Annotated in this window: 18 protein-coding genes and 1 tRNA gene; 7 read left to right on the top strand and 12 right to left on the bottom strand. The window is 39.9% G+C overall.

Annotated elements, in window-relative coordinates; translation table 11 throughout:
* Nucleotides 1-32: 32 nt before the first annotated feature.
* Nucleotides 33-105 (bottom strand) — tRNA-Val (locus tag ACEW80_RS11670).
* 112 nt (nt 106-217) lie between these two features.
* On the opposite strand from ACEW80_RS11670, the gene ACEW80_RS11665 reads away from it, so the two are divergent.
* Genes ACEW80_RS11665 through ACEW80_RS11655 form a run of 3 tightly spaced genes read left to right on the top strand, consistent with a single transcriptional unit; the run spans nt 218 to nt 3,021 of the window.
* Complete coding sequence (locus ACEW80_RS11665; RefSeq protein WP_373526732.1) at nt 218-796, top strand: metal-binding protein; 579 nt, start codon at nt 218-220, stop codon at nt 794-796.
* Nucleotides 797-846: 50 nt separating this feature from the next.
* Nucleotides 847-1,662 carry a nucleoside triphosphate pyrophosphohydrolase gene (mazG, locus tag ACEW80_RS11660; RefSeq protein WP_373526731.1) on the top strand — a complete coding sequence of 272 codons (816 nt, stop codon included), beginning with the start codon at nt 847-849 and terminating at the stop codon, nt 1,660-1,662.
* A gap of 51 nt (nt 1,663-1,713) precedes the next feature.
* Nucleotides 1,714-3,021, top strand: coding sequence for a glutamate-5-semialdehyde dehydrogenase (locus ACEW80_RS11655; protein ID WP_373526730.1), 1,308 nt, complete (start codon nt 1,714-1,716; stop codon nt 3,019-3,021).
* A gap of 63 nt (nt 3,022-3,084) precedes the next feature.
* On the opposite strand, the gene ACEW80_RS11650 is transcribed toward ACEW80_RS11655, so the two are convergent.
* Nucleotides 3,085-3,588 carry a GNAT family N-acetyltransferase gene (locus ACEW80_RS11650; RefSeq protein ID WP_373526729.1) on the bottom strand — a complete coding sequence of 168 codons (504 nt, stop codon included), beginning with the start codon at nt 3,586-3,588 and terminating at the stop codon, nt 3,085-3,087.
* A gap of 80 nt (nt 3,589-3,668) precedes the next feature.
* Nucleotides 3,669-5,081: an isochorismate synthase MenF gene (locus tag ACEW80_RS11645; RefSeq protein ID WP_373526728.1), complete on the bottom strand. Its 1,413-nt coding sequence runs from the start codon at nt 5,079-5,081 to the stop codon at nt 3,669-3,671.
* A gap of 244 nt (nt 5,082-5,325) precedes the next feature.
* Here ACEW80_RS11645 and menA point away from each other — a divergent pair, with 244 nt between their 5' ends.
* The 3 genes from menA to ACEW80_RS11630 are packed head-to-tail and all read left to right on the top strand — an operon-like array spanning nt 5,326 to nt 8,567.
* Nucleotides 5,326-6,222 carry a 2-carboxy-1,4-naphthoquinone phytyltransferase gene (gene menA / locus ACEW80_RS11640; protein WP_373526727.1) on the top strand — a complete coding sequence of 299 codons (897 nt, stop codon included), beginning with the start codon at nt 5,326-5,328 and terminating at the stop codon, nt 6,220-6,222.
* A 6-nt stretch (nt 6,223-6,228) separates the two neighbouring features.
* Nucleotides 6,229-7,206 (top strand): o-succinylbenzoate synthase, encoded by a 978-nt coding sequence (locus ACEW80_RS11635; RefSeq protein WP_373526726.1) that lies wholly within the window; start codon nt 6,229-6,231, stop codon nt 7,204-7,206.
* On the top strand, nt 7,191-8,567 hold the full coding sequence (locus ACEW80_RS11630) for a 2-succinylbenzoate--CoA ligase (protein WP_373526725.1): 1,377 nt from the start codon (nt 7,191-7,193) through the stop codon (nt 8,565-8,567). Before ACEW80_RS11635 ends, ACEW80_RS11630 begins: the two co-directional genes overlap by 16 nt.
* Here ACEW80_RS11630 and ACEW80_RS11625 read toward each other — a convergent pair.
* The 4 genes from ACEW80_RS11625 to ureC all read right to left on the bottom strand — a co-directional run bounded on the left by ACEW80_RS11625 (nt 8,560) and on the right by ureC (nt 11,632).
* Nucleotides 8,560-9,006 carry an acyl-CoA thioesterase gene (locus ACEW80_RS11625; protein WP_373526724.1) on the bottom strand — a complete coding sequence of 149 codons (447 nt, stop codon included), beginning with the start codon at nt 9,004-9,006 and terminating at the stop codon, nt 8,560-8,562. The two genes, ACEW80_RS11630 and ACEW80_RS11625, sit on opposite strands and share 8 nt — an antisense overlap.
* A 54-nt stretch (nt 9,007-9,060) precedes the next feature.
* Nucleotides 9,061-9,519 (bottom strand): type II toxin-antitoxin system VapC family toxin, encoded by a 459-nt coding sequence (locus ACEW80_RS11620; RefSeq protein WP_373526723.1) that lies wholly within the window; start codon nt 9,517-9,519, stop codon nt 9,061-9,063.
* Nucleotides 9,516-9,782 carry an Arc family DNA-binding protein gene (locus tag ACEW80_RS11615; protein WP_373526722.1) on the bottom strand — a complete coding sequence of 89 codons (267 nt, stop codon included), beginning with the start codon at nt 9,780-9,782 and terminating at the stop codon, nt 9,516-9,518. Before ACEW80_RS11615 ends, ACEW80_RS11620 begins: the two co-directional genes overlap by 4 nt.
* Before the next feature lie 143 nt (nt 9,783-9,925).
* The gene (gene ureC, locus ACEW80_RS11610; protein ID WP_373526721.1) at nt 9,926-11,632 is read right to left on the bottom strand and encodes an urease subunit alpha; all 1,707 of its coding nucleotides are present in this window, start codon (nt 11,630-11,632) and stop codon (nt 9,926-9,928) included.
* A 45-nt stretch (nt 11,633-11,677) separates the two neighbouring features.
* Here ureC and ACEW80_RS11605 point away from each other — a divergent pair, with 45 nt between their 5' ends.
* Nucleotides 11,678-12,079 carry a hypothetical protein gene (locus tag ACEW80_RS11605; RefSeq protein WP_373526720.1) on the top strand — a complete coding sequence of 134 codons (402 nt, stop codon included), beginning with the start codon at nt 11,678-11,680 and terminating at the stop codon, nt 12,077-12,079.
* 178 nt (nt 12,080-12,257) lie between these two features.
* Here ACEW80_RS11605 and ACEW80_RS11600 read toward each other — a convergent pair whose 3' ends face one another.
* From ACEW80_RS11600 to ACEW80_RS11580, 5 genes are read right to left on the bottom strand one after another with little or no spacing between them, the layout of a single operon-like run.
* Entirely contained in the window at nt 12,258-12,563 is a 306-nt protein-coding gene (locus tag ACEW80_RS11600; RefSeq protein ID WP_373526719.1) for an urease subunit beta, read from the bottom strand.
* 18 nt (nt 12,564-12,581) lie between these two features.
* Nucleotides 12,582-13,238 (bottom strand): DUF4276 family protein, encoded by a 657-nt coding sequence (locus ACEW80_RS11595; RefSeq protein ID WP_373526718.1) that lies wholly within the window; start codon nt 13,236-13,238, stop codon nt 12,582-12,584.
* Nucleotides 13,235-14,428 (bottom strand): AAA family ATPase, encoded by a 1,194-nt coding sequence (locus ACEW80_RS11590; RefSeq protein ID WP_373526717.1) that lies wholly within the window; start codon nt 14,426-14,428, stop codon nt 13,235-13,237. Before ACEW80_RS11590 ends, ACEW80_RS11595 begins: the two co-directional genes overlap by 4 nt.
* A gap of 55 nt (nt 14,429-14,483) precedes the next feature.
* Nucleotides 14,484-14,786, bottom strand: coding sequence for an urease subunit gamma (ureA, locus tag ACEW80_RS11585; protein WP_373526716.1), 303 nt, complete (start codon nt 14,784-14,786; stop codon nt 14,484-14,486).
* Between the two features lie 29 nt (nt 14,787-14,815).
* Complete coding sequence (locus ACEW80_RS11580) at nt 14,816-15,655, bottom strand: urease accessory protein UreD (RefSeq protein WP_373526715.1); 840 nt, start codon at nt 15,653-15,655, stop codon at nt 14,816-14,818.
* Nucleotides 15,656-15,872: the final 217 nt, after the last annotated feature.

The raw sequence follows: 15,872 nt of genomic DNA, 5'->3' as shown, positions 1-15,872 counted from the left end.
ATTTAAGCTGTCTCTAGCCTTAATTTAGTTAATGGGCAGTACCAGACTCGAACTGATGACGTCCTGCTTGTAAGGCAGGCGCTCTACCAACTGAGCTAACCGCCCTTTTGACTAATCCTTAATTAATATAGCAAAACATTTCGCGTTGCGCTAGTAGTTTTAAGAAAATCTTTTTTTCTCTTATACTGACTCAGTATTAAGTTACTCAGGATTTAGGATGCCCTCTGGTCGGACGCACGATCGCATTACTATGTATGCTCTGCCATTGGTGGCGGGCGTTACTTTCTGGCAAACTCGCAGTAGCAATGCGACTTTGTTGGTTGCAGGCGGGTTTCTATTTGGTGGGCTGATGTTTGGCCCCGATTTGGATATCTACTCTGTGCAATTCCAACGCTGGGGTTTCTTACGCTGGATTTGGCTACCTTATCAAAAAAGTCTCCGTCATCGTTCTTTTTTATCCCACGGGCCGATTATTGGCACGATTCTGCGGGTAATTTATCTGGGGTGTTTGCTAGCTATTTTGGCAATTTTCGCTTTGGCGATCGCCCAAAGGTTGGGGAATCTCAGTTTTACTTGGCAGGATTTGGGACAAACTGTGGGGCGATCGCTCGTGGATTACGATACTGAATATATCGCTCTCTTTTTGGGGTTGGAACTCGGCGCGATGAGTCATTCTCTTAGCGATTGGGGCGGTTCGGCATACAAGCGTTTTCAAAAACAGGGGGTTCGGGGGTTGCTTCCTAGTGGCAAAATTAAGAAGCGGAAGGTGATTAGTCGGACTAGGGCTAAGAAATGAGTTTTTAAACGCAAAGGTACGCAAAGGGAAGCGCGGAGGTACGCAAGGGTATGGAAAATAAAGATGAGGTTTTGGGGGCGTTGCAGGAGTTGATTGAGGTGGTGGAGAGGTTGCGATCGCCTGATGGGGGTTGTCCTTGGGATTTGGCGCAAACTGCCGAAACGCTTACGCCTTATGTGATTGAGGAAGCTTATGAGGTGGTGGATGCAATTAAGAGTGGGGATAAAGGGGCGATCGCGGAGGAGTTAGGCGATTTATTATTGCAGGTGGTATTGCAAGCCCAAATAGCTAGTGAATCTGGGCAATTTTCTCTCAAAGAAGTAACTCAGGGGATTTCTCAAAAGTTGATTCGCCGTCATCCCCATGTGTTTGGTGATGTGTCGGTGGCCAGTGTGGATGAGGTGCGGCAAAATTGGGAACGAATCAAAGCTGCGGAAAAGGGCGAACCATCCCCAAACGCACAAAAATTTAGTGCTAAACTCGCTCGTTATGGGCGCACCCTTCCCCCAATAACGGCGGCGATGAAGATTTCTCAAAAGGCTGCGGCTGTTGGGTTTGAATGGGAAAATATTGATGGTGTGTGGGATAAGTTTCATGAGGAGTTGGGGGAGTTTCAACAGGCTTTGGCTGAAGAAACACCCGCACGACAACAAGCGGAATTAGGCGATTTACTATTTGCAGTTATTCAGCTAGCTCGTTGGTATAATCTTGACCCTAGCCTTGCTTTACAGGGTACGAATCAACGATTTGTCCAGCGATTAGAAAAAATGGAGGCAGTTGTTGATCGCCCCCTTTCTGATTACAGTTTGGATGAGTTAGAAACTCTCTGGCAACAAGCAAAAGCTCAACTTGCCAAGGAGCTGTAATACAAATGGAACTCAGGTTGATAAGATCAGGAAAAAGTAAACATTTGTACTATGACTATTCTTAACATCGCTTCTCCCCTAATTACGATCGCAGTCCAAACTCGTCAAGCTGCGAGTAAACTGGCGCTTCTCTCCACTGAGTCTAAAAATCAAGCACTTGTGGCGATCGCTCAAGCTTTAGAATCAGCTAAAGATGAAATTTTACAAGCCAATATTGCTGATTGTGAAGCTGCAACTGCGGAAGGAATTCCCAAACCACTTTATAAACGCTTGCAATTAGATGAATATAAATTAAAAGATGCGATCGCTGGGGTGCGAGATGTGGGTAAACTGGATGATCCAGTTGGTAAAGTACAGATTCACCGCGAACTCGACGCTGGTTTAATTCTCAAGCGGATTACTTGTCCTTTAGGCGTTTTGGGAATTATTTTTGAAGCACGTCCAGAAGCTGCAATTCAAATTGTTTCCTTGGCGATAAAATCGGGTAATGGTGTCATTCTTAAATGTGGAAAAGAAGCAGTGCGTTCTTGTGAAGCGATAGTTAAGGCAATTAAACAAGGATTATCTCATACTGCTGTTAACCCTGATGCGGTGCAATTGTTGACAACTAGAGAAGAAACTTTAGAACTTTTGAAGTTAGATAAATATGTAGATTTAATTATTCCTAGAGGTTCTAACTCTTTTGTGCAATTTGTGCAGGAAAATACTCGCATTCCTGTATTAGGTCACGCCGATGGAATTTGTCATTTATATATAGATAAAGCCGCTGATATTTCTGTTGCAGTTCCGATTACCGTCGATGCTAAAGCGCAATATCCTGCTGTTTGTAATGCTATTGAAACTTTGTTAGTTCACTCCTCGATTGCTACAGAATTTTTACCACAAGTTGCTGAGGCTTTGCAAGAATGCAATGTAGAATTAAGAGGTGATAAAAGCACTTTGAAAATTTTGCCTAATATTAAAACTGCAACAGAAATAGACTGGGAAACAGAATACAGCGATTTTATTTTGTCGGTTAAGATTGTAGATTCTATAGAAGATGCGATCGCACATATTAACGAATATGGTTCTCGTCATACTGATGCAATTATTACTGAAGATTTAGCATCTGTGGAAACGTTCTTTGGACTGGTAAATTCAGCCAATATATTCCACAATTGTTCTACCCGATTTGCTGATGGTTTCCGTTATGGTTTCGGTGCAGAAGTAGGGATTAGTACGCAACAAATGCCACCCCGTGGGCCCGTTGGTTTAGAAGGATTGGTGACATACAAATATCAAATGACTGGTGATGGTCATATTGTAGCGACTTACACCGGGGCGAATGCTAAGGCTTTTACTCATCAGGATTTGGTGTAAAACATCATCAAAAGTATATCCTCTAGTAATGCTAGAAATACACCGGATAAATCGGTGTATTTTTTATGTTAATAGTTTATTTGAATTGTCAAAAGTTTTAATTGGGCCATGCCATCGGTGATCATTTAAGAAAACCTCGTCAAAAGCTCCATTAGTGTATTGACTAATTACCTTCCTCCAAAAAGCTTGTGCGCCTAAGTTTAAAGCAGTCTGCCGTACCTCCCAACTACCGGGAAACTGGTTGAAAATGTGAGTAGCTACCTGTTTACCAATACCCTGACTTCGATACCTCTTGAGGATAAAGAACTCAGCAATAGACCTAGCATTTTTATGAAGGTAAGTGTGCTGATTAACAAGTACAAACCCTGCTAGTTTCTCATCAACTTTAACTAGAAATGGGTGTCGCCCAGGTTCTGTCCAATAGTAATCAAGATATCGATAGCCAAATAAGCCGCAGGCATATACATCTTTAGCTTCTATTTCACTTAAGTCATACTGGTATAGTTCCATTAAATTACACAGTACTGACTTCTGTTGTTCAGTAGCTTTTACCACTTTAATTTTCATAAAGCATCTACGATACTGAAACTAAAAGATATGCTTTCATGCAGAGAAATCTTTAGAAGTTTTTTAATTTGGAAGTCTTTTTAAACTAACGCTTTCAGTAACGCTTGAAGTTTAAGCTGCACCTCTGCAAACTCTCTATCAGGATCAGAACCGGCGACTATACCAGCACCAGCATACAATCTCGCGCGATCGCCATCAATTAATGCTGAACGAATTCCCACAATAAACTCACAATTCCCTTGAGAATCTATCCAACCCAGAGGCGCAGCATACAAACCCCTCTCAAAGCTTTCGTAATGACGAATTTCGGCACAAGCAACATCTCGTGCTGCCCCGGCAACGGCTGGTGTAGGATGCAATTGACCAACAATCTTTAATGGGTGTATATTACTAGGAACCACAGCACTAATTGGTGTCCATAAATGCTGAATATTGGATAATTGTCGGAGACGGGGTGCTAATATTTGGGGGAATAAACCTAGCTGGGATAACCGTTCTGTAATAAAATCAAGTACCAATGAATGTTCGTGCTTTTCTTTTTCACTATTGAGTAAACGATTGGCATTGGCTGCATCTTCAGCCGGGGTTTTACCTCGTGGTGCAGAACCAGCTAAAGCATCTGTGATTAACTGTTGATTATTAATACTAATTAATCGTTCGGGGCTTGCACCAATAAAGTTTTGTCCTTTGCCATTACTTGTAGAAAAAATATAACAATTCGGATGTATACGCCTGAGATTATTTAATGATTTAATTAAGTCAAAGTTATTATTTGATTTTACATCTAATATATCCGCTATAACAATCTTACTTAGATGACTAGATCGGATTTTTTCTAAAGCAGAAGCTACTGAAGATTTAAATTTAGCAGCATTGGTAATAGATTTTTTATAGAAGTTTGCCGGAAAATTAATATCTGGATAGTAATATTCTAAAGATTGAATAAATTCAATTTTATTTTGCACATTCTCCAACAATCTTTGAATATTTACATTTGCAGTGATCATTGTATTCGTTACTAATATGCATCGCTGATTTTTCACAGCTACTTGCCAACGGGGTAAAAAAACGGTAGCAGATGGAAATGGATAATCTACTTGGGCATTTTTATCAAAAAAGCTGAAATAACAAAAAAAGTGAGGGCCAGAAAAAGGTTGGTTAGTATTTCCAAAATTAATGATATTTTTTAGACAAGATTTGATAAAATATTCGGCTTTAGTAAAACGTTCTGTGCCATCAATTTCTAATTTTGTTATAGCATCAATTGCCGCGATCGCTTCTCCTTTGCCTTTGTCCTCAAAGTAAAAATTTATTTCATTTGCTTGTGTAAGTTTATCCAATACAAGTAAAGGGTCAACTAAATCAATTTCTTGGGAGATACTGACAATTTGCCTACAATTATTTTTGAGGCACTTTTCTTGCACTGCTAACAGAAATTGATATAAATCTTTGTGCTGTACAAAGAAGTTGCTACGACATGGTGAAACTGTCATGGATCTATAGTAAATTTTTTTTAAGTTAACTTCCTAAACTGTAATTAATCGTGGTCGTATTTCTAGAGGTAACATATTAAGTTGCCATTTTACCAGCGTAGAGTTTGCCTGATTCGTGGTGTTCTCAAACTCTGATAAGCTAGTTCTAGTTTGACTAAGTACCAAGTGCTGAATCCTGAGCAGAACTCCACGACTAAAGTCTCTTGTGTTAGTAATATTACGACATTTTAATTAATCACGACTGATGACTACCAACCAGATTTCATATCCCAACACTAAGTTATGGATGGCAGCGATTAAACCGCCGATGTATAGCGTTGCCATTATGCCCATTTGGGTAGGAACAGCAGTAGCATTTGCTGAAACTAAAATTTTCAATGGTGCAGTATTTTCTACTTTTGTAGCGGCGGCAATTTTAATTCTTGCCTGGGAAAATATTAGTAATGATGTCTTTGATTCCGAAACAGGAATTGATCAAAATAAGCACCATTCTCTGGTGAACTTAACAGGCAATAAGTTATTAATATTTTGGATAGGAAATTTGTGTTTAGGTTTGGGGTTACTGGGCATAGTAGCGATCGCTTTTTGGCAACAAGATCCAACTGTGATCGGCATAATTCTGTTATGCTGCGGTTTAGGTTATATGTACCAAGGTCCTCCCTTTCGCTTAGGATATCAGGGTTTAGGCGAGATTCTTTGCTTTTTTGCCTTTGGCCCCTTAGCAGTGGAAGCAGCATACTACAGCCAAACCTCAACTTGGTCAATGACAAGTTTAGCAGCTTCAGTAATTGTCGGGATTGCCACAACTTTAATTTTGTTTTGTTCACACTTTCACCAAGTTAAGGATGACATAGCGGCAGGTAAGCGATCGCCTATCGTCCGTCTGGGAACAGCAAAAGGTGCCCAACTCCTAATTTTGTTTACTGGCAGCATTTATCCTCTCACCTTGCTGTTTGTGCTGTGGGGAATTACTCCACCTTGGACGTTATTGAGTTGGGTGAGTTTACCCTTTGCCTTCAAATTATGCCGCCATGTTCAAGAAAATCACAACCAGCCTGATAAAGTTAGTAACTGTAAATTCATCGCCGTAGCCGTGCATTTTTGGAGTTGCTTGCTGTTCGGTTTAGGATTTCTACTTTAGCAATTAATGCACTACCAATTTAAATTTCGTCCTTATCGGCGAAGATTTGGGCGATCGCTTACTACTAGTCATGGTATTTGGGATACTCGTGAAGGTATTATCCTTTGTCTTACTGATGAAACTCTGAAAGTCGGTTTGGGAGAAATTGCCCCCATTAGTTGGTTTGGTTCCGAAACCCTAGAACAAGCCTTAGATTTTTGTCGCCAACTCCCAGCGGAAATCACAGATGAGATAATTTTCTCCATCCCAGACGATTTACCTGCTTGTCAATTTGGCTTTGAGTCGGCGCGAGAGATGGGGAGTGGGGGAGATAATTTTATAACTCCTAACTCTTCACTCTTCTACAGTGCCTTATTACCAGCCGGGGAAGCAGCTTTAAATCAATGGGAAACGTTGTGGCAGCAGGGATATCACACGTTTAAGTGGAAAATTGGAGTGTATGCGATCGCTGATGAACTAGAAATTTTTGAGTCACTGATAGACACCTTACCAGCCTTTACCAAACTGCGATTAGATGCCAACGGTGGACTCAGCTATGAAGAAGCTAAATTATGGCTGTGGACTTGCGACAATCTTAAGGCAAATCGAGAACTAGCCCTAGAAATTGAATTTATTGAACAACCGCTACCCGTTGAGCAATTTAAGGGGATGTTGGAATTAAGTATGAGTTATAAAACTGCGATCGCTTTAGATGAATCTGTCGCCACACTTGGGCAACTCGCTGCTTGTTATCAACAAGGTTGGCGAGGGATTTTTGTGATCAAGCCTGGGATAATCGGCTCACCATCTCGTTTGAGAAAGTTTTGCCAACAGCATAAAATTGATGCTGTATTTTCATCAGTATTTGAAACTGCGATCGCCAGACTTGCAGCACTACAATTAGCAGCCGAATTATCCCAAAAAAACAGAGCAGTTGGTTTTGGGATCAACCATTTTTTTGAAGAAGAAGAAACCTGGTTTCAAAATCTATGGAACGACCTTTAGACTATCTGAAAAACTTGAATCAGTATGATTGGCTGATCGGTTATAACAGCCGTCAATTTAATCAAATAGTTCAAGAATTATATTTAGAACTAACACAGTTATCAGTATATGGAACGTCACCAAAAATTATTTTAGCTGAACGCGAACCATTACGGTTTTTAGCAAGTTTTATTGCCGCTTGTGCAGCTAATTGCTCAGTTTTTCTTTGCAACCCCGACTGGAGAACACAAGAATGGCAACAAGTCTTTGATTTAGTACAGCCCGATATTATCTGGGGAATAATGCCCAATGCCCCATGCCCAATGCCCCATGCCCAATGCCCAATGCCCCATTGCATAATGATTCCCACAGGTGGTTCGTCGGGGCAAATTAAATTTGTTATTCACACTTGGGAAACTCTCGTAGCATCCGTACAAGGATTTAAAGAATATTTCCAGCTAAAGCAAGTCAATTCTTTTTGTGTATTACCGCTATATCACGTCAGCGGTTTAATGCAATTTATGCGCTCTTTCATCACCACAGGTAAACTAGCCATTCTGCCATTTAAAGCAGTAGAAACAGGTCAAATATTAAATATTAAACAATCCGATTTTTTCATGTCTTTAGTACCAACACAGTTACAACGTCTCCTAGAAAATCCAGAATTAACTAAATGGTTGTCCCAATTTAATACTGTACTTTTGGGAGGTGCGCCAGCATGGAATGAACTACTAGAAAAAGCAAGATTCCATCATATCAGGTTAGCACCAACTTATGGCATGACAGAAACAGCCTCTCAAATTGCTACCCTCAAACCAGATGATTTTCTTAATGGAAAAATTAGCAGTGGTGAGATTCTACCTCATGCCCAAGTAACAATTCACAATCAGCAAGGCGAAATTTTAACTTCAAATAAAATCGGAAATATCATCATCCATGCTCAATCTCTAAGCCTTGGCTATTATCCTGAAATATGGGAAAATCAATACACTTTTCAAGTAGATGATTTAGGATTTTTAGACGAGCAAGGCCATTTAAATATTGTCGGGCGTAACAGTGATAAAATCATTACAGGCGGAGAAAATGTCTACCCACTAGAAATTGAGTCAGCAATCAGAGCTACTCAAATGGTTGCTGATATTTGTATAATCGGCATTCCAGATAAATACTGGGGACAAGCATTAACAGCTATTTACATTCCCAAAAAATTAAACACTTCTGCTTTAGAAATCCAAACCTTAATCAAAGATAAACTTAGTAAATTCAAAATCCCTAAATATTGGATACCTCAGCAAAATTTATCCCGTAACTCTCAAGGTAAAATCAACCGCCAAGAGTTACAGCAAATAGCCAGAGAATTCCTCCAAAACCCCATTACATAATCTCTCTTGACTTTCTTCTCTCTGCTTCCTCCGCGTCTGGGCGGTTCGTTTCCAACCACCGAATTATTTCATCAGACAATTCTTGCTTACTTCTACTAATTGCATCAATACAAATATGTCTAGTAATAGCCTTCGCAACTACCACATTAGCAATTGTAATTTCGTAAGTAATTTCAAACTTATCAACACCTAACTTTCGGGGCATCAAACTAATTATCAGCTTGTCTCCACCAAACATCGGGCGCAAAAAATCTACATTAGCGTGAACAATGGGATAAGCTATAGATGGATTAGTAAAAAAATCTTTGAGATTAATATTTGATGCTTCTAAAGATTCTTCATAAGCTTCATGACAAATAGCTAAAACGTTGGCAAAATAAACTACTCCAGCAGCATCAGTATCTTGAAAGTGAACCGTGCGGTTATAAATAAAAGACATTTTTGATAATTTGAAAGTAAAATAAAAAACTACAAACTAATTAGGCGATCGCTTCTATATTAAAGGCAATGGTGGAACATCGAAATCATTAAATGAGCAAATATCGTAAGGTGAAGCAGCTATTGCCTTCACCAACTTACCGTCGAGAGTCAGCAAAGTAGCACCAACTTGCTGTGAAAGCGCAACATAAGAAGCATCATAAGCAGAAATTCCATAATTTAAGGCGATACTAACTGCATCCGCCATCAAGTCAGCTGTTGAAACAACACGCAACGGAAAAGCTTTGAGAGTGACCAAATCTCTCTGAACCTCATTAGCAGTGTACATCCTTGCACGGACATATTTCCAAAAGACGTTAGCGCACTCAATGTAAAAGAGGTCTGGGACAAATATTTCTGTTTGTGGATTTGCAAGACATCCGAAAAGTTGATTAACTTTGGCAGATAGTGGATCAGCGATAAAATACTTGATGCACACACTGGTATCTACTACACATCTGAGAGGATTGCTCATCGATCGCGGTCTTCTCGAATTAGTTCAGTACTATCAAGTAATCCAAAGTCTGCTGGATTCAAGCGGCGGCGATCGCCCATTTCTTCTAAGAGTTTTGGTACATTCTGTCGCCGTTGTTCTTCCGTTTGCTGTGCTTCATTTGTCAAAGCTTGTTCTAACAGAGTTATGACTTGGGCATTAATTGAACGGTGCTGAGACACTGCTAACTCTTGCAGCTTTGCATACAAGTCATCGGGTAAATTTCTCACATAAAGGGTAGCCATCGCTTTACCTCAAAGCCGAATTTATCATCATGATAGCAGAATGCAAGCTTTCAGATTAAAATAATTCGTAATTAAGTTTTGTGACAAGGTTTAAATCCCCTTTAGAAAATTAGCTGCTATCCAACTTAAACCCACAGAATTTATTAAAACAAAAAGTACCTCTGCGCCATTGGTAAAACTGTCGCAGGTTCACAAATCAGCAACTCACCATCTGCCCTTACTTCGTAGGTTTCTGGATCTACTTCAATGTGAGGTAGTGCATCATTTAACTTCATATCCCGCTTACTCAATTGGCGTGTTCCTGAAACTGCAACTGCTGCTTTTTGTAAACCTAACTGTGTAGGAATTTCCCTCTCTAAAGCTGCTTGCGAAACAAAAGTTAATGATGTAGCATGACGTGCACCTGCAAAACTACCAAACATCGGTCGCATATACACAGGTTGCGGTGTGGGAATACTGGCGTTAGCATCGCCCATTTGCGACCATGCAATCATTCCGCCTTTAATTACTATCTCTGGTTTCACGCCAAAAAACGCCGATCGCCACAAACACAAATCTGCTAATTTTCCCTCTTCCACTGAACCCACATATTGAGCAATTCCGTGAGCGATCGCTGGATTAACAGTATACTTAGCAACATACCGCTTCGCTCGATTATTGTCAGCTTGCCCATCTCCTGCAAGACTTCCCCGTTGCACCTTCATTTTGTGAGATGTCTGCCAAGTGCGAATTATCACTTCGCCTACTCTTCCCATTGCCTGAGAATCGGAGGAAATCATGCTAAATGCGCCTAAGTCGTGCAAAATGTCTTCGGCGGCAATGGTTTCCCGGCGGATGCGAGACTCGGCAAAAGCGACATCTTCAGCGATCGCAGGGTCAAGGTGATGACATACCATCAACATATCTAAGTGTTCATCTAACGTGTTGACGGTGTAAGGACGTGTAGGGTTAGTGGAAGATGGCAGAACGTTTGCCTGTCCGCAAACTTTGATGATATCTGGTGCGTGTCCGCCGCCTGCGCCTTCAGTGTGGTAGGTGTGGATGGTACGATTTTTAAAAGCAGCGAGCGTATCTTCGACAAATCCGGCTTCATTCAGGGTATCAGTATGAATCGCTACTTGTACATCATATTCATCAGCAACACTGAGGCAAGTATCAATTGCTGCGGGTGTGGTTCCCCAGTCTTCATGTAGTTTTAACCCCATTGCGCCGGCGGCTACTTGTTCTACAAGTCCTTGGGGTTGACTGGCGTTACCTTTACCCAAAAATCCTAAATTGACGGGAAAAGCATCAGCAGCTTGCAGCATTCGGTAAATGTTCCAAGGTCCGGGGGTGCAGGTAGTGGCATTTGTACCCGTAGCTGGCCCAGTACCGCCGCCGATCATGGTGGTAATCCCAGAAGCGATCGCCACTTCAATCTGTTGGGGACAAATAAAATGAATATGGGCATCAATACCGCCAGCAGTGAGAATCATTCCTTCCCCTGCTAAGGCTTCGGTTCCGGGGCCGATAATAATATCTACATTGTCTTGAATATAAGGATTTCCGGCTTTACCAATTTTGAAAATCTTGCCATCTTTAATGCCGATATCCGCTTTGACAATACCCCACCAATCGAGAATTAAGGCATTAGTAATTACTAAATCTACAGCACCATCGGCGTTAGAAATGGGGGATTGTCCCATCCCGTCTCGGATGACTTTACCGCCGCCAAATTTCACTTCATCGCCGTAGGTGGTGAAATCTTGTTCAACTTCAATAAATAATTCTGTGTCTGCAAGTCGGATGCGATCGCCTACTGTTGGTCCATAGGTTTCGGCGTAGGCGCGGCGATCCATTCTGTAACTCATAATGCACTTTTAGTAATCGAGGTTAAAATCGAGTTTAAACGCAAAGTGACGCAAAGATTTGCTGAGTATGATCAAGCCTACCGACAATATTGCGTATTATTTATACTAGGAAAAGATGTTTCATACTTAAGTTATATGTTTTATCAAGGTAATTTTGTATCTATTGATGATGACGGTAAGTTTCACATATCAGTTGAGTCCGTGCAAGATGCGAAAATAGCAATCAAAGAGTTAAAACTGAAGAAGAAAGAATATGCTCTTGTGAAAAGAGAAATATCTCAACAGCAAAAAGTAATTCGCGCAAAATATACTGAGAATGTACGTCAAAGAGGTTCTAAAATCAGAGGTGGTGGCGGTTTAGGTCAGCTAATACGAACTGTTCAAACGAGTAATCGTGATGCAGATCGTCGTGCTTTAGCTCAAGAGCTTGCACCATTAGAACAATAGAAAAATATTATTGATGGAATTATTAATGCAATTTAACAAGCAATTTTAAAGATAGAAAAGTATATTCTTGAGAATTATTAATCTAGGTTCTTCAGTACATATTATGCTAGACTTTTAATTAAAGTCCGTCACTTGCCTTGAAAATCAAGCCTTACAGGGAATTATGGCTTCAATTTCATTATAATTGACCATTAATTCTGGCGTTAAAACCGTAAACTTGACGATTACCAGCAAGAGGAATTAAAGTCACTTCTTTTTCGTCGCCTGGTTCAAACCGAACTGCGGTTCCTGCGGGGATATCGAGGCGCATTCCTCGCGCTTGTTCTCTATCAAAGTTTAAGGCGGTGTTGACTTCATAAAAGTGATAATGGGAACCAACTTGTATGGGGCGATCGCCTGTATTTGACACTTGCAATTTTACAGTTGGACGACCAACATTTAGTTCAATTTCACCTGCTGGTGTGATAATTTCTCCAGGAATCATAATTTATTTTTCCTAATTTTAAAGATTTTCTAAAAAATCCACAAACGGTCTGAATGCTTGAGGACATTGTTCTGCAATATCTTGATATCTAGCATTTCCTAATATTTTTGGTGCATCTACAGAGCCTTGATATTTCTTGCCACATTCTTGAAAAATTGCTTCTACAATTTTTTTAGGCGGAACATCATGATTTTGGTCTTCAATTGTTTTTGTCCACGTTATCGGTAAAGTATTAACACCAAGTAAGCTCTTTAATTCAGACTCAGCAGCTAAAATTAATGCTTCCAGATCATGTTTAAAGCAAAAAACTCTAAAACGCTCTCTTAAGCGATTATCAGTAATTCCTTTAGACTGTAGTGCTTGAGTAAAATTTTTTAAAATACCATTTTCTAGGTCTTGAACTGTTTCATGCTCAAAACCTTTGTTTTTGGGATATAAGTCTGGTATGACCACCACAATTGAATCTGACTGGTTACGGATAATATTAATTGCTGTTATTGGAGTCTTTGTTAGTAAATCTTTTTTAGCATCCCCTCCTCTACTATTATCACTTCCTTTAACAGGAAAAAATTCGATACTGATACCTTGTTGATATTTATTATTAATTAAACTTGCAAATAATGCTTCCATTGCCAATTTATCAGATGGACCTTCCACATAAATCAAAACTCTCATGGTAGTCGCTCTAATTCATCGCTACGGTGCAACTTCTCTATTTCATCTGAGCCAAAATCATCAAGTATATCTATTAAAACTTGAGAATTTCCAGGTTTAATAAACTTTGCTTCCCCATTTTCTTTTCTGAGTACAGCAATTTGAGATATGTCAAATTGAGTTAAGAAATAAGAAGCATGAGTAGCCAATAAAATTTGAGTGCGTTCAGAAGCTTTTTCAAATAAACCAGCAAGAACAGGAAGCGTTCGAGGATGAACGCCTTGATCTGGTTCATCAATGCAAATTAAGGAGGGTGGATTTGGCTGCACACAGAGACAAATCCAACAAATTAGGCGTAGAATACCATCTGATAAATCAGCAAGGCTAAGGTCTTGATCAATTCCTGATTCCTGCCAAAAAGCTATCACTTCTCCAGGTCCACCACGCGCTTTTACTGTCAAACCTTTAAAACCAGGAATTACAGAACGCAAGTGTTGTTGTAGTTCATCAAATGCTGATCTATGTTCAGTCATTAAGTAATGCAAAATTGAACTTAAATTTCCTGCATCTTCATGTAAAACAGGCTCTTGTTCAAGAGGAACGGATTTGCGAATTTTCTCATTTGCTATGTTGAAAGAACTATAAAATCTCCAATCTCGAATATATTCTCGTAGCTCATAAAGAACTTCTAACGCTGGATTTGTCATTGAGCTTAGGGCTAATTGATTGGGGCGTTTTAAGGCAATTTCTTGTTCAATATCTAGTTCTGTAAACTTTTTTTTACCAGGTTCTTTAACAACACCTCTATTGCCTTTAATATCCATATATATATAAGGATTAGGATATTGGTCACTAAATGGTTTAGAGGACTCTACACGCTCGTAAGAAATTTGAGTACGACCTACAGGCCCTATAAGCTCTCCTAAATATCTAATACCAACTGGACGATCTGTATCAATTTTTATATTCCATTGAAACTTTTTATCCCCTGGGATATGAAAAATCTCTTGACCAATGGAACCCGGAACTATTTCGGGAGGTATATCTTGATAAAGACTGTCTCGTAGAAATTTGAGAAATTCAAACAAACTAGATTTTCCAGCACCATTAGCGCCAACAATAATTTCTAGTGGTCGTAGTGGCGCTTCAAAATTTCTAAAAGGCCGATAACCTTGAATTTTGACTGATGTTAATCGGTACGGTGATAGCATTTTGTTACCTCCATTTGCCTTCTCTTCTATTTCTCCTATATTAATTTCTTTTTCATTAACGAATTGGATTATGTACTGTCACTAACTTGGTGCCATCAGGAAAAGTTGCTTCCACCTGCACTTCATGCACCATTTCTGATATCCCTTCCATCACATCATCCCGCGTTAATAGAGTTGTACCATAACTCATTAATTCAGCTACAGTTTGCCCATCTCTCGCCCCTTCTAAAATGGCAGCAGAAATATAAGCGATCGCTTCGGGATAATTCAGTTTCAAACCCCTTCTTTTACGTCTTTCTGCTAATAAAGCAGCAGTAAAAATTAATAGCTTATCTTTTTCCTGCGGCGTCAGTTGCATTTGTACTTTCTCCTCTATCTGTGGGTCGTTTAAATCTGCCACACTCTTGGTATACAATTACTACGATTCAAAAAAGAAACTCGCAGTAATTGCCAAACATCAATAAACCAGTTTCTCACCTCAGATGTAGAAGAACCGCGATATCGACACAATAATCCATGTTGTAATCGGCTAACACCAGCTTCTCCAACACCATTCCATAAATTTCGTGCTTTTTCGACAATTTCTGCGGAAACTGCACCACCAACCCAAACTAGACTACCTACTATTGGTTTTCCTGCCAACCCGTGGGGACTGTGGAAAATGTCTTCGCTACCCCGTAGATATTGCCGATCAATCCATAAAGGAACATTTTGCTGCCAAATTTCCGTGTGCGATCGCCATTCTCCAAGGTAAAATTTTTCTCCTCTAGCAGTGCGACCAAATCGGGTAATTTCCCAGCCTAAGAAGCTAGCCCCAGTTGCTAATTCTACCCGTAAATCTTGCCGATAAATCGCACCGTTAAATAGAATTGTCTCTTGCGGCAACCATTCTAAACAAGCACCAGCATCAACTTGCATCTGGATGGTTTGTCTAGCTTGTAAGCCATTGCTGCGATATATCTTGCTTGCAGCAGATGTAGTGATTAAGGCTTCGGCTTGGGCTTGGAGGTGGATATTAGAGGATAGGCGATCGCCTCCCACAACTCCCCCGGCTGTATGTAAAATGACGCTATGACAAACTTTTTCCCCTTCTGGATAAAATGGGCGTTGTACCTTCAGGGGCGCTTGTTGGTGATTGTAAATTAATTGGGTTTTACCCTGGCGATCGGCATAGACTAAATTAAGTTTGCCATGCCAACCTTCTGCGGTTTGTGAGTTGCAGGTCATTTAGAAATTTAAGATTAAAGTTGAGATACCTTATATTTATTTAATACATTCTCTGCTGCTTTACCTGCAATTTATGATGATTTTTTCATTACACCTCATTTCGTTTATGTCATGAACCATGATCCTTCGTTAGGCATGGGAAATTTCATCGAAGAATTAAAATATATTAAAAAACTACATCAAATTAATAAATCTGATATACTTTTTTACGGTCAAT

It is taken from the genome of Nostoc sp. (assembly GCF_041747015.1).
In the GTDB taxonomy this organism is placed as follows: Bacteria; Cyanobacteriota; Cyanobacteriia; order Cyanobacteriales; family Nostocaceae; genus Nostoc.
Note: the sequence above shows the minus strand (reverse complement) of the source record. Positions and strands in the feature narration are given on the sequence as shown.

Coding starts and splice junctions, on each gene's coding strand:
- ACEW80_RS11620 (WP_373526723.1), bottom strand. CDS start 9,519: ATGAGCAATCCTCTCAGATGTGTAGTAGATACCAGTGTGTGCATCAAG.
- ureC (WP_373526721.1), bottom strand. CDS start 11,632: ATGAGTTACAGAATGGATCGCCGCGCCTACGCCGAAACCTATGGACCA.
- ACEW80_RS11655 (WP_373526730.1), top strand. CDS start 1,714: ATGACTATTCTTAACATCGCTTCTCCCCTAATTACGATCGCAGTCCAA.
- ACEW80_RS11625 (WP_373526724.1), bottom strand. CDS start 9,006: ATGTCTTTTATTTATAACCGCACGGTTCACTTTCAAGATACTGATGCT.
- ACEW80_RS11635 (WP_373526726.1), top strand. CDS start 6,229: ATGCACTACCAATTTAAATTTCGTCCTTATCGGCGAAGATTTGGGCGA.
- ACEW80_RS11590 (WP_373526717.1), bottom strand. CDS start 14,428: ATGCTATCACCGTACCGATTAACATCAGTCAAAATTCAAGGTTATCGG.
- ACEW80_RS11630 (WP_373526725.1), top strand. CDS start 7,191: ATGGAACGACCTTTAGACTATCTGAAAAACTTGAATCAGTATGATTGG.
- ACEW80_RS11650 (WP_373526729.1), bottom strand. CDS start 3,588: ATGAAAATTAAAGTGGTAAAAGCTACTGAACAACAGAAGTCAGTACTG.
- ACEW80_RS11600 (WP_373526719.1), bottom strand. CDS start 12,563: ATGATTCCTGGAGAAATTATCACACCAGCAGGTGAAATTGAACTAAAT.
- menA (WP_373526727.1), top strand. CDS start 5,326: ATGACTACCAACCAGATTTCATATCCCAACACTAAGTTATGGATGGCA.
- ACEW80_RS11615 (WP_373526722.1), bottom strand. CDS start 9,782: ATGGCTACCCTTTATGTGAGAAATTTACCCGATGACTTGTATGCAAAG.
- ACEW80_RS11595 (WP_373526718.1), bottom strand. CDS start 13,238: ATGAGAGTTTTGATTTATGTGGAAGGTCCATCTGATAAATTGGCAATG.
- ureA (WP_373526716.1), bottom strand. CDS start 14,786: ATGCAACTGACGCCGCAGGAAAAAGATAAGCTATTAATTTTTACTGCT.
- ACEW80_RS11645 (WP_373526728.1), bottom strand. CDS start 5,081: ATGACAGTTTCACCATGTCGTAGCAACTTCTTTGTACAGCACAAAGAT.
- ACEW80_RS11580 (WP_373526715.1), bottom strand. CDS start 15,655: ATGACCTGCAACTCACAAACCGCAGAAGGTTGGCATGGCAAACTTAAT.
- mazG (WP_373526731.1), top strand. CDS start 847: ATGGAAAATAAAGATGAGGTTTTGGGGGCGTTGCAGGAGTTGATTGAG.
- ACEW80_RS11665 (WP_373526732.1), top strand. CDS start 218: ATGCCCTCTGGTCGGACGCACGATCGCATTACTATGTATGCTCTGCCA.